The organism is Moorena sp. SIO4G3 (assembly GCF_010692305.1).
Taxonomy (GTDB): Bacteria; Cyanobacteriota; Cyanobacteriia; order Cyanobacteriales; family Coleofasciculaceae; genus Moorena; species Moorena producens_A.
This window is the reverse complement of the sequence record NZ_JAAHIG010000272.1, coordinates 1-12,206: the sequence shown is the minus strand read 5'-3', so window position 1 is coordinate 12,206 and position 12,206 is coordinate 1. Positions and strand designations below refer to the sequence as shown.

Genomic DNA, 12,206 nt, shown 5'->3' with positions numbered 1-12,206 from the left:
CCTCTCTCTTGGTGCGCATTCCCTAGGCGTTCGCGGAGCGTCTCCGTAGGAGTTGGGAACCTCGCCGGGGTCGCACCGCAAGTGAGAGACCGAGCTAAATGTATATTGTTGAGTTATCAAAAGTTTTCTATCAATGAATTAAGTTCATTATTTGGAGTGACTCGAAAAACTATATATAACTGGTTAACCAAATGGGAAGATCAAAAAATAATAGGAATATACAATCAAAAAGGTAGGGGCAGAAAACCTAAGTTAAATCAGGAGCAAAGGCAACAAGTAAAGGAGTGGGTAAAATCTGAACCAAAAAGCCTAAACAAAGTTAAAAATAAAATCAATAAAGAGTGGAAGATAGATGTAAGTAAGGAAACTATAAAAAGAACCATAAAAAAGTTGAACATGAAATGGAAAAGAATGAAGAGAGGAACGAGTAAAACCCCTCTCTTGGTGCGCATTCCCTAGGTCGGGGAACCCGACCGGGGTCGCACCGCTGATGACTGGGAGCTAGAGGTAAAAATACCCAGACTAAAAGAGCTAAAAGAGCAAGCTAAAAAAGGAGAAATTGAATTAAGATATTTAGATGAAAGTGGATTCTCTTTGAAGCCAGATATTCCTTATGGATGGCAAGAAAAGTTAAAAAGAATAACTATTAATAGTTCCCAAAGCAAAAGAATTAATGTTCTCGGATTAATGGGATGTGAAAATCAATTAGATTACGAAATCCATCAGGGCTCAATTGATAGTGAAATCGTGATTAATTTTTTAGATAATTTTAGTAAAAAATTATCTAAATTAACTGTAGTAGTAATGGCTCAAGCTTCAATACACACAAGCAATAAAATTCTCGAAAAATTATAAGAATGGCAAGGTAATAATTTAGATATATTTTGGTTACCTACTTACTCACCCAAGCACAACTTAATTGAAATTTTCTGGAAATTTATTAAGTATGAGTGGATTGAAATTGATGCTTACGAAAACTGGAAAAGCTTTCTTGAATATCTCAAAAAAGTGCTTGACAATTTTGGGGAAGAATATGTAATTAATTTTGTAATGGTGCTTAATCCCCTAAAAACAATCACTTCAGCCGTTCCTTATCACAGCCAGTTTTTTTGGTGCAAGATCTGAGTTCAACACTAGGTCAGCCCAGTAGTGAGCTGCATGGCCATAGTCATCAATAAACAACAGCCGTAACCCGGCTTTTTTAATTACTCGCTGATAGTCAGCTCCGAAGTGATAGCCATCCACCACCACCCAAGTTGCCCCCAATGCTTTGGCCTGGGCAATGGTTTGCTCAGCATCCTCCGCAGTGCCCGACGGAACGCATAAGTGGCCTACTTGGATGCCTTCCGCCTGTAACCGGGTCTCCCCGGTGCTGCGTTCCCCATCAACAAGGTCACGTGCCCCCCTTCCTCCAGCCATGCCTGAGCCAGAGCCAGGCAGCGCATGACATGCCCAGTGCCAATTTTTGGGGAAGCGTCAGCTCGGATTACTAGCTTCATTGATCAACAGTTTTTTTCAAGCAGGAACCAAGTTGTATCATCTTGTGGAAACTGATTATCCCGATGATAGACAAATCCATAATCCAAGAGCCTCAAGTCATCAAATTGATCCAGAAGTTCTCCGGCAAAGTCACGCTTAAATAGTTTACCTTGATGACCACGATAGTTAACTTCTACAGGTGTAGGATTGTAGTACTCTGAAATACAGATATAGCGATTACTTGATTCATATAATAATCTGTACATCTGAGCCAACTTATCTGGATTGATATGAATAAAAACTCCCTTGATTAAGACGAAATCGTATTTTTGATTTGGCCAACAATCAAGAATATACTGGGCGTATGTATGTATATTTTTGTAATATTTAAACAGCTTTATTCTTGATTTCAATAGCCGAAAAATTTGCTTTGGTAAGAAGTTGCTTAATGGCTTGCAAATTCAAACCAATATTGGAACCAAACTCAATAACAGAGTCAACACAACGAGTGTGACTCAGAACTTTATAAAACAAGACAATATTGCGGGCAATTGAAATATCCGATTGATTTCGGGTAATATATTCATCTCCAAATTACCCTGCCCAGAAGGCTTCCTGTTCGGTTATAAAATTATCCACAAATCCTCCATAGTTTGAATTACTCACCGTACTGCTTTTGTTCAATGTGAGCATTAAGCTCAGACCAGTCAGGATGCTGACTGACCAGGTCTAAACAATATTCTAATGTAAACTCTGGTTGCTGAGAATAGAGCGCTTCCAGCATCCGCCGAATTAACTCAAAGTCCTCCGCCGTATCCACCGTCCATCGATGATTACTATTATCCTCAACATAGGTTACATGACCTAAACGGTATCGTTCCGGCTGCCTATGAATAAACGGGGTGACATGCTCTCGATCTGGTTGCGCACTCGCTTCATGGAATGCTTCATCGAGGGCAGCAAAGGAAAACACTTCTGTATCCATACCGCGAGGATAGGTTCGCTGCAAAGAGTTAGAAACATAGTCATATTCACCTTGATGGTCAAGATAAAACTGAATAACTTGGTCAATAACCTGAGGATCTATCAAAGGACAATCTGACGTTACCCGCACAACAACATCTGCTTGATGCTCTACAGCAGCACCATAATATCTGGCCAGGACATCCTCTTCAGAACCACGGAAATAGGGAATAGAAATACTATTGCATAATTCAACAATCGGTTCATCAGTTTGATTGATTGTTGTTGCAATTACAATTTCATCGGCGAGCTTAACCCGTCGTAGTCTTTCAATTTGATAGTCCAGTAAAGGTTTACCCAATACCTGTTTAAGGACTTTACCAGGTAGGCGGGTCGAAGTCATTCTAGCCTGGACTATTATTACTAGTTTCACTTAATAGTTTTACTCTTCATAAACGCTGATACTTTACAAAGTATTACACCCATTTTATATGAATATTTTGCTCAAATAAGTAACAATCCTGTCCTGATCTTGTTCAGTTAATCCATAATGTAGGGGAATACTGATTGCTTCTTGGTAATACTTCTCTGCTTCATAAAAATCACCCCAACCAAAACCTAATTCTTGGTAGTAAGGCTGCGTATGCACCGGAATATAGTGCAAATTAACACCAATTCCTAAACTGCGAAGTTCCTCAAATACCTGACGATGAGTCTTATTTATCTGATCTAGCTTCAGCCGAATCACATATAAATGCCAACTTGAATTGGTATCAGGATGTTGCCAAGGCAGAATTAAAGGCAAGTCTGACAACAACTGATTGTATCGCTCAGCTAAAAACCTGCGCCGCTCAACAAACTCCTCTAAGCGCTGCATCTGACTAATACCCAACGCTGCTTGGATATCTGTAATGCGATAATTAAACCCTAATTCTAACTGCTGATAATACCAAGAACCATCAGATTCCCCTTTCATCAACTCCGGCTTGCGGGTAATACCATGAGTGCGTAGTCGGATCAGTTTTTCGTATAAATCTGCCTGATTTGTTAGCACCATACCACCCTCACCAGTGGTGATAATCTTCACCGGATGAAAACTAAACACCGCTAGATCAGAAAACTGACATAAGCCCACCGGCTGTCCTTGATATCGTCCACCAATAGCGTGGGACGCATCTTCAAGCACCCTAAAACCGTACTTTTGAGCTAATACTGCAATCGAGTTCATCTCACAGGACTGGCCAGCAAAATGAACTGGAATTACTAATTTTGGCAAACAGCCTTGTTGCTCTGCCCAAATTAATTTGCGCTCTAACTCCTCGACACTGAGGTTATAAGTCCTAGGGTCAATATCAACAAAATCAACCCTTGCCCCGCAATATCGTCCACAATTAGCAGATGCCACAAACGTGTTGGGGGAGGTCCACAGTGTATCCCCTTTGCCCAATCCAGCAGCTAAACAAGCAATGTGCAAAGCCGCCGTAGCACTAGACACAGCTACACCATAGGTTGCTCCGCAATAATCCGCCACAGACTGCTCAAATTTAGCGATCGCTGGTCCCTGAGTAAGCCAATCAGATTGCAAAACCTCAACTACAGCATCAATATCCTCTTGACTAATAGTTTGACGACCGTAGGGAATATATGGATTTTTCATTTGAGATGTCAATATAGGATTGATGGGAAAAGGGAGCAGGGAGTAGGGAGTAGGGAGCAGGGAGCAGGGAACAGGGAGCAGGGAGCAGGGAGCATTAAAAAAACGAGGTTTATGTTAAGCTGTTCGCGTAGTTTGAGCCATTCACGTAGCATGGCCAAAGGCCAAGGCTGACCGCTGACCGCTGACCGCTGACCGCTGACCGCTGATAGCTTAGCTTAAACCCTAAAGCTTGAATCTACATGTTCCACAATCAACTCCCGGATTTCTTCAATACTTAAAAACCGATCATTACTACCAGAGTTGTAGCTAAATCCGGGCTCGACTCGCGTGGCTCCAGTCCTCTGACAATACTCTTCAATAGTATAATTTGCCTTAGTAGGCAAAATAGCATAGTAAGAACCAAGGTCAACAGTAGTAAAGGAATCAGAGGTGGTAATCATTTCCTCATGAATTTTCTCCCCTGGTCGAATTCCCACCACAGGATGATCGCACTCAGGACCAATGGCTTTAGCTAAATCTGTAATGTTATAGGAAGGAATACGGGGTACAAAAATTTCTCCTCCCTGACCATGTTCCATTGCCCAAAGTACCATTTTTACCCCTTCTGCCAAGGAGATATTGAAGCGAGTCATGCGAGGATCGGTGATGGGCAATACACCCTGATGACGCTTATTCATAAAAAAGGGAATCACCGATCCCCTAGACCCCATCACATTACCATAGCGCACAACACTAAAAGACAAATCCCTTGTACCCCTAATATTGTTAGCTGCAATAAATAGCTTATCGGAGCAAAGCTTCGTTGCCCCATAAAGATTGATGGGAGCAGCAGCTTTATCGGTTGAGAGGGCAATAACCCGTTTAATTCCAGTATCCAAGGCAGCTTGGATCACATTTTCCGCACCTAACACATTGGTACGAATACATTCCATTGGGTTATATTCTGCTGTTGGTACTTGCTTAAGAGCAGCAGCATGAACAACAATATCTACTCGTTCACAAGCACGGGCCAGACGTTGTTGATCTCGCACATCACCAATAAAATACCGAATTCCCGGATATTGATTAGGTGAAAACTGCTGCTCCATTTCAAACTGCTTTAGCTCATCACGGGAGTAAATTACTAAACGCTTGATATTGGGAAAGCGTTGCAAGATAGTTTCTACAAACTTTTTTCCAAAGGAACCAGTTCCACCTGTAACTAAAATGGAACTATCTTGATTAATTAACATCAAAAAATCGTGTAGTACTGTATAGTAAGCTAAAACGCCTTTAAAATGCGTTTTAGCAAAGCAATAGGCAATAGGGATGCAACGGGGTCTTGGGGGAAACCACCATGAGGGACTCCATCAAGGCAAGGATTATAGAGGTTTTCAATTAGGTAAGGTACACATTTTTGGGTTTTAGGGAGCAGGTAGCAGTAAAGTCAGAAGATGTAAGAGGGAAAAAATTATGTGTACCTGATTAGGCTAAAAACCGCTATACAGTTTTTGACCTTACCAAAAATCCCTAGATACTTGATTAACTCTTGCCTTTTGCCTGTTGCCTCTTGCCTTTCCCTAAGCGATGCAGCACGCACGGTCTTGGGGAGCCAGCGCGGTCTTGGGGCTTCCCCCGGAGACGAAACCTTAGATAGTGGAGCCTTTATAGTTAGCAGGTTATGCAGAAAAGGGTTAAATATTTGTTAAGAAGGCTCCACTATCTTACGGTAACTTCAAACCATGAGCGACTGGCGTGGTTTTCCCCACTCGCGCTTTGCATGGCTGACAGGGAAAAAATCCTCTGTACCTCATTACTATCAGAAACGCTATAAATTTTCTGGCTCTCCCAGTGTGGCTATCATAAATTAAGGAAGTCTTTTTTTTAAGACTTTTGCAGGCACTCCACCAGCCACTGAATAAGGAGGAATATTTTTTGTTGCGACTGTATTAGCACCAATTACACAACCACTACCAATAGTTATACCTTCCGTAACAACGACATTAATCCCTAACCAACAATTCTAGCAATTATACGACTTGTGAGGTACAAATATCTGGGTTTTAGGGAGCAGGGACTGAGGCCGTAGGCCACGCGGGGCGCGTTCGGAGCAGGGAGCAGGTAAGAGAGAAGAGGCAAGAGCCAATAGTCAAACAATTCTGTGTACCTCATGAGTCCTATAAACGCTATATCACTAATCACAATTGGATTTGAGTAATTCTTGCCGTGGTCTTCCAAGTATTTTTGATCTTGTTCGTTAATTGTTAATTCTGGGACATAATCATACATATGCCTTCCAGAAGAAATGAAAACATTTGCAGCGCAACAAACTGAATTACCAATCGCTACATCTCCTTTAACCTCAGACCTGGTATGTATCCTAGTGCCATTACGTATAGTAATTGAAGAACCTGGGTGGGTTTGTATATGACAACGGCTGCATCTCATATTTGTAAAAAAAAGGGGAGTGTGGGGCGGGGGCGCGGGGAGTGTGGAGAGTGTGGGAATTTTTGCCTAATTGCATGCATTGAGATGCACCCGGGGAACCCGGCCTTGGGTCGCACCTGTGGAATAGGCATCTTGCCTGTCCCTTGATCTTTTGGAGCGGGCAGGATGCCCACTCTACTTCTATTCATTCTTTGATTCAGCAACGCCTTCTCACTTGGCAGTTATGGTTGGCTCGCGAATGTGTTGGTGATCGCCCTCTTCGGAGGCAGAAGCCTCTGGCAGTTTCCTCTCTTTCTCCCGAACGGGTTGCTCAATCTTTCGGTAGCATTTTAACCATTATTGGCACTCCTTCCCAGCCCCCCAAACTCCGAGGAAAGTCCCCAGGTTGGCCACGTGATACCCCTCGCACTCCAAGAAAACGATATCCTACCGTTAAGAAAGGTCGAGGACGCTTTCATTCACAGTCGAAATATCGTAAATCTTCGGCTTAAATCCTTCTTATTTTCCTTTTCTTTATCCTCAACGACTCGTTGAGTTCTTCGTGCATTAGTCTAAACTCCAGTAATAAGCAATTTGGTTGGCTAAGATCATCCAAGGTTTCATATTGTGCTTTCTTCCTTTTTTGAGTGGAATGTCTGATTAAGTTCTCGAACCAAGCGATCAACCGTATTTTTGTTTAGGCCATGCTGTTTTGCCCCTAGTGTGATGGTGTCCTGGGTTGAATGATGACAGCCCAGACAGTATAATCCATAGCGGCCTAGAATCCGTTCAGCTTCGTTACCATGGGTTTCGAGCAAGTCGGCGATGACGGTGTCGCCTGTGATCGGCTGATGGTCTATGGGTGGCACTGAGGCAGGCTTGTTATAGTATGGAGCTTGTAATAAGCGCCAGAAACCAGCATTGTATATATTAGGGCTTCTGGAAAAGCGGCACCAATGGCCGATATGAACCTCATCCCAAGAGAGATTTTCTTTCACAATTTTGGACAACATGCCAAGGGGAATTTTCATGAGCAAGTTGGGCAGATCGGGTGGCTCGGACAGGATTTCCAGCCGTCCGGCTGTTATTGAAAAGGAAACAGAGAAGGTTACCTGGTCAAAATCGTCTTGAGTTGCTTGTACGGTGACGGTTATCTCTTCGCACAAGGCGATCTCCGGCACGTCATTCAATTTGAGAAAATACGCTTCCAACTCGGAAGGGGTCACTGTTGTGGAGCAAGCATGATATTGGGAGAATAGAGCTTGATTAAAATGCTGCTCAATGTAGCGCAGTCTATAGTTTATGTCATCGAGTTCCTCTCGATTATGCCAGACACGGTTAATCTTGCCTGTTGAACTCTCCCAGCTCTCTCCAGGTAAAAGAGGAATTACTTGTACGTCACTGCCCTCAAAAAGCTGCACCACATCGTCTAAGGTATTGGTACTCATTAGGCGAACATAGTCACGATGGTTGGGATGACACCAGGTGAAATTACCCGCAAAGGGTAAGAGGTATTTCGCGCCATACAGCTTCATCATCTGTTTGAGCATCTGAAGTAAGCCTTGAGCGGCACGTTTTGAGATGTTAACCTTTTGCTTTTGGCTAAGGTGAGTCCAACTCCAAGGGTATGATGAGCCGCCAGGAATGAAGAAAGAGGCGACCATATCTACAGGAGGTAGCAACGAGGCAATGCGATGGTTAATGCCCGCATCATTGATATTGAGCACACGGAAGCCATCAATCTCAATCAGAACAATGGCATCATTCCATAAACTGCCCGGTTCAAAGCAGGTCAGATGAATATGTTTTGAGAGTTGGACTCTCTCCCCAAAGGCCATGGGACGTATATCCTTAAAGCCCAGTGCGGTTAAACCCTGGATGAGGCGACGATTGGGAAAGTCAGGCGCGTAAATCGGCGTCGAACGGTCAAAATGGACCAAGGTTTCTTCATGAAAATGGTCCGAGTGTTCATGGGAAATCCAGATCGCATCAGGACGCAAGGTAGAAATGTTGACTATGGGAGCGGGATAAAGCATCCAAGAGCCTAAAAAGGCTGACCCACAAAGCCAAGGATCGGTGAGAAGGGAAAAACCTTTATAGGCCACTTCTAGGCAGGAGTGGACATGTAAGGTAATCGCCAAATCCTCGATATGTTTGCCTCTTTGAGCGAGAGGGCTTCTGGAGGGGGCACATGGGACTTCCGCTAAGAGGTGATCCCCCGAAACTGTTACTGGTATCGCCGACAACGCCCCCCGGTTGTTTATCCCCTTTCCGGTTCGATCTTCAAAGCGCCAGCCATGAAGCGGACAAGTAAAACACTCGCCCTCCAACTCCACTTCCCCCCCTTGGTGGGGGCAAACCCTTGATATAAGCTGATAACCCGATTCAGAGTGCACCAAATAGTAGGGCTGCTTTCCCAGAGATATTGGTACGGGGAGGTTGGCTTTGGCGGGGTCAAGGTCAATTTTATGAGTTGTTGTTATGAAATTCACTGTCGATGATCTCCTTCTTGAGAAAGTAATAAAAAGAGCAAGAGCTATCCAAGGTGATAAAGCGCAAACCCAGGGTAAACGCATCTTGTCAATAAAGCGGGGGTAGTTCTCAATAACCCTGGCCTTATTGTGCTTATTGACAATTAATTTTCCACATATAGTTTTTATTTAATTTTAAAAACACTATATATAGGATTTAAAAAATTAGATGGGTTTACCCTGAGCGCAAACCGCTATAGTAATCGTTTAATCATTGATCACTCCACATCAGCCCAATCCAGTTGCGTGTCTTTGGGAATGTAGCGTTGCGCTTTCTTACCCAACAGATTTTCAAACTCAACTGCCTTAATCTGCCCTGTACCGGGGCGCTTAACCCAGATATTTTCCATCGTCAGCCTTTCTTCAGGTAATATCTCTCGTATTGACACCACACAACCATAAGCAAAGTCAATGGTGGGTTGTTCTTCGGGCAAGATCTCTTTTGTGCCTCCCAAGGCGCTATAAATAACCTTTGAGCCATCGATTAACTCTTTTAGTTCAGTTGGATCAATCGAAATCGGAACGTCGGGTCCTGGCCAGCTTTTATCGGAAGTAAAGTGCTTTTCTAAGATGCGAGCCCCCAAGGGCACTGCACCAAAACAGGTATAGTTGCCAAGGGAATGATCGCTCAAACCTAATACTGCGTCTGGAAACTGTTCTGCCAGAACCGATAATGCCCCCAAACGAACCTTTTCATGAGGCGTCGGGTACATGGACGTGCAGTGCATGATGGCAAACGGGACGCCCGCTTCTTGCAAGATGTCCACGGCTGGCATAATTGAGGCCAAATTATTCATCCCCGTACTGAGGATAACAGGCTTACCATAGGAAGCAATATGCTTGATCAATGGGTAATTATTGCACTCGCCAGAACCAATTTTATAAGCACAGACTCCCATTTTTTCCAAACGGATGGCAGCAGCTCGTGAGAAAGGGGTACACAGATAGATCATACCCTTTGACTCTACATAGGCTTTGAGCCGAACTTCTTCATCTTCGGGAAGGGCACAACGCTTCATGATCTGCCAAATACTCTCATTGGCGTTACCTGGTACCACATCATTAGGAATCATCTCATCTTCAATCACATGGCACTGGAACTTTACACACTCACAGCCAGCCCCATAGGCATCATCGACCATGCGAATCGCTTTCTCAACATTCCCTTCATGATTGATCCCGATTTCGGCAATCACGAGGGGCGCGTATTCTACTCCTACCCAGCGATGACCTAAGCGAAACTGTTGCCTCATAGCGTTTTTGTTCTCATTTTTTTATGATCATATATAATATTAAGGAAATTTGGTGATGAGCAAGATTTATCCAGGACTTATGCAAAAATGGACAACAAAGGCTATAGTTAACTGCTAAGCACCTAAACAAAATTAATTGCCTACTACCAATCTCTGTAACCCTTGCATCATAAGGCTTTGAGTTTTGGAAAATGTGTAATTAATTTTGTGCACCTGCTTATAGTTAGTAGGGTGCGTTATTAACGTACCCTACAGGTAAAGTTGCTGGGTAAGATCTGCCCTCAAATCCATGCTTAGTGCGATCAGAAAGAATCAAATTAGCCAAGTACAAATCCCAAGGCGTGTCAATCTCTAGGGAGCGTTCAGGTGTCATCACATAAGCATAAGTGCGATCTGTTTCAAGAGTCTGCTTTTCCATTAAGATGTCGCGCCGCACCAGAAATATCGCCCCATTCCAAGCATAGGCTGCCGGCAGCACTTGTCGGCGCAGGTAGCCATCGGGTTTTTGCATAAAATCCTGTAGTTTACCGTCACTCGTGATCCGCCTCGTAAAATATGGATGGGTAGACGCCTTACAGACACTTACCACACTATCAGCATTCTGCTCCAACGCCAATTCAATCCCTAAGTCAATATCCTGAGCTGAACGCAACGGCGAAGTTGGTTGCAACAACATCAGATAGTCTATTGTTGTCCCTTCAACTTGTTCTAACCAATCGACAGCATGTATCAACACGGAAATGTGAGATGAATTGTCTTGCGCTAGTGCTGCCGGGCGCAGGAATGGCACCTCGGCTCCCCACTTTTTCGAGATTTCAGCAATCTCTTCATCTTCAGTAGAAACTATCACACGATTCAACCTATGACTTTTTAAGGCAGCTTTAATTGTCCAAGCGATTAGGGGCTTACCCGCCAGCCAGGTAGTATTCTTACGGGGAATGGACTTCGAGCCACCCCGTGCGGTAATCAAACCAATAATTTTGTTCATGATTCAATTAATTTATGCTTCTTTATAGTGGTGATTCATACTAAATCCGGTTGTTAAAGTAGCTTTTATTACTAATAGGTAAATGGCGTGATAGGCATATGGGTAGAGGGTTGGAATTTTATCACTATAAAGCCACTGTGTGAACAGGATTTAGTATCAGCTTATCACGGCAGTAAATTACTAAATTATTGATGTTATAAAAACCTTGGTAGATAGTTTTTTATACAAAATTTCCACCAAAACAAACAGTTCAACCTGTAAATAACATTGAACTGCCTTGAATAATTGGTAGTGATAAATAAGTAGTGATACAACATTGTATTGACCTTAAATAAGGCATTTTTTTATGGAAAAGTATAACAATTTGACTATCTATTGATTAGCAATAATTATAGTATCTATCTGGGGGGGCGACAAGCGCCCCGTAACCCTTGATATATATTAAATTGAGCGAATTATGGTAAAAAAAGATAGGTCAGAAATTGTCAAGACGACCTATCAATTCAAAATGCTACCAGAATTATATCAAAAACATTTAAAAAATCTCCTTTCCGAATCTCAATTATTGTTTTTTTACCTTGTAGTAATCATTGTACAAGATATCAAGGATGTTAAACTCGAAAAAATTGCTGAATCTTTACCTTTGCCTATTAAATGTAACTCAAGGCGTAAAAAGTTACAGAGATTTTTTTCATTACCAATATTTCAAATAAAAAAAATGTGGTTTCCACTTGTTAGAGAATGGCTCACTCAAAAATTTGATAAACACAAAAAAATCTATTTAGCCATCGATAGGACTAATTGGAATAACAAAAATTTATTGGTGGTTAGTATAATTTATAAAAACCGAGCAATCCCAATTTATTTTGAACTTCTTTCAAAACTTGGTTCAAGTAATTTTTTAGAGCAAAAACAAATACTATCAACTA

General features: G+C 42.6%; 13 protein-coding genes and 2 pseudogenes. 4 read left to right on the top strand and 11 right to left on the bottom strand.

The genetic code is table 11. The features are described 5' to 3' along the window. Positions 1-78 precede the first annotated feature (78 nt). Positions 79-1,047, top strand: a pseudogene (locus tag F6J99_RS32435) (IS630 family transposase); the annotation flags it as partial. A gap of 33 nt (positions 1,048-1,080) precedes the next feature. Here F6J99_RS32435 and F6J99_RS32430 read toward each other — a convergent pair. The 6 genes from F6J99_RS32430 to pseB all read right to left on the bottom strand — a co-directional run bounded on the left by F6J99_RS32430 (position 1,081) and on the right by pseB (position 5,331). Then, on the bottom strand, positions 1,081-1,419 hold the full coding sequence (locus F6J99_RS32430; RefSeq protein ID WP_293119186.1) for a hypothetical protein: 339 nt from the start codon (positions 1,417-1,419) through the stop codon (positions 1,081-1,083). 83 nt (positions 1,420-1,502) lie between these two features. After that, positions 1,503-1,892 (bottom strand): pseudaminic acid biosynthesis-associated methylase, encoded by a 390-nt coding sequence (locus F6J99_RS32425; protein WP_293119184.1) that lies wholly within the window; start codon positions 1,890-1,892, stop codon positions 1,503-1,505. A gap of 245 nt (positions 1,893-2,137) precedes the next feature. Then, entirely contained in the window at positions 2,138-2,875 is a 738-nt protein-coding gene (locus tag F6J99_RS32420; RefSeq protein WP_293060546.1) for a glycosyltransferase family protein, read from the bottom strand. Positions 2,876-2,929: 54 nt separating this feature from the next. Next, the gene (gene pseC, locus F6J99_RS32415; RefSeq protein WP_293119182.1) at positions 2,930-4,099 is read right to left on the bottom strand and encodes a UDP-4-amino-4,6-dideoxy-N-acetyl-beta-L-altrosamine transaminase; all 1,170 of its coding nucleotides are present in this window, start codon (positions 4,097-4,099) and stop codon (positions 2,930-2,932) included. A gap of 8 nt (positions 4,100-4,107) precedes the next feature. Next, positions 4,108-4,251, bottom strand: a complete 144-nt coding sequence (locus F6J99_RS32410; RefSeq protein ID WP_293119180.1) for a hypothetical protein — start codon at positions 4,249-4,251, stop codon at positions 4,108-4,110. A gap of 63 nt (positions 4,252-4,314) precedes the next feature. Next, a complete protein-coding gene (pseB, locus tag F6J99_RS32405) occupies positions 4,315-5,331 on the bottom strand; it encodes a UDP-N-acetylglucosamine 4,6-dehydratase (inverting) (protein ID WP_293119178.1) in 1,017 nt (338 codons plus the stop codon). A 222-nt stretch (positions 5,332-5,553) separates the two neighbouring features. Between pseB and F6J99_RS32400 the strand changes: the two genes are divergently transcribed. After that, on the top strand, positions 5,554-5,787 hold the full coding sequence (locus tag F6J99_RS32400; protein WP_293119176.1) for a hypothetical protein: 234 nt from the start codon (positions 5,554-5,556) through the stop codon (positions 5,785-5,787). Between the two features lie 158 nt (positions 5,788-5,945). Here F6J99_RS32400 and F6J99_RS32395 read toward each other — a convergent pair whose 3' ends face one another. Then, positions 5,946-6,086 (bottom strand): hypothetical protein, encoded by a 141-nt coding sequence (locus F6J99_RS32395; protein ID WP_293119188.1) that lies wholly within the window; start codon positions 6,084-6,086, stop codon positions 5,946-5,948. 2 nt (positions 6,087-6,088) lie between these two features. Then, complete coding sequence (locus tag F6J99_RS32390) at positions 6,089-6,250, bottom strand: hypothetical protein (RefSeq protein ID WP_293119174.1); 162 nt, start codon at positions 6,248-6,250, stop codon at positions 6,089-6,091. A gap of 467 nt (positions 6,251-6,717) precedes the next feature. On the opposite strand from F6J99_RS32390, the gene F6J99_RS32385 reads away from it, so the two are divergent. Beyond that, positions 6,718-7,017, top strand: a complete 300-nt coding sequence (locus F6J99_RS32385; protein ID WP_293119172.1) for a hypothetical protein — start codon at positions 6,718-6,720, stop codon at positions 7,015-7,017. A 108-nt stretch (positions 7,018-7,125) separates the two neighbouring features. Here F6J99_RS32385 and F6J99_RS32380 read toward each other — a convergent pair whose 3' ends face one another. From F6J99_RS32380 to F6J99_RS32370, 3 genes are all read right to left on the bottom strand, one after another. Beyond that, positions 7,126-8,997 carry a Rieske 2Fe-2S domain-containing protein gene (locus F6J99_RS32380; RefSeq protein WP_293119170.1) on the bottom strand — a complete coding sequence of 624 codons (1,872 nt, stop codon included), beginning with the start codon at positions 8,995-8,997 and terminating at the stop codon, positions 7,126-7,128. A gap of 257 nt (positions 8,998-9,254) precedes the next feature. Continuing rightward, complete coding sequence (locus F6J99_RS32375) at positions 9,255-10,289, bottom strand: N-acetylneuraminate synthase family protein (protein WP_293119168.1); 1,035 nt, start codon at positions 10,287-10,289, stop codon at positions 9,255-9,257. Positions 10,290-10,512: 223 nt separating this feature from the next. Beyond that, complete coding sequence (locus F6J99_RS32370; protein ID WP_293119166.1) at positions 10,513-11,277, bottom strand: acylneuraminate cytidylyltransferase family protein; 765 nt, start codon at positions 11,275-11,277, stop codon at positions 10,513-10,515. 508 nt (positions 11,278-11,785) lie between these two features. Here F6J99_RS32370 and F6J99_RS32365 point away from each other — a divergent pair. Continuing rightward, positions 11,786-12,206 (top strand): annotated as a pseudogene (locus F6J99_RS32365) (IS4 family transposase); the annotation flags it as partial.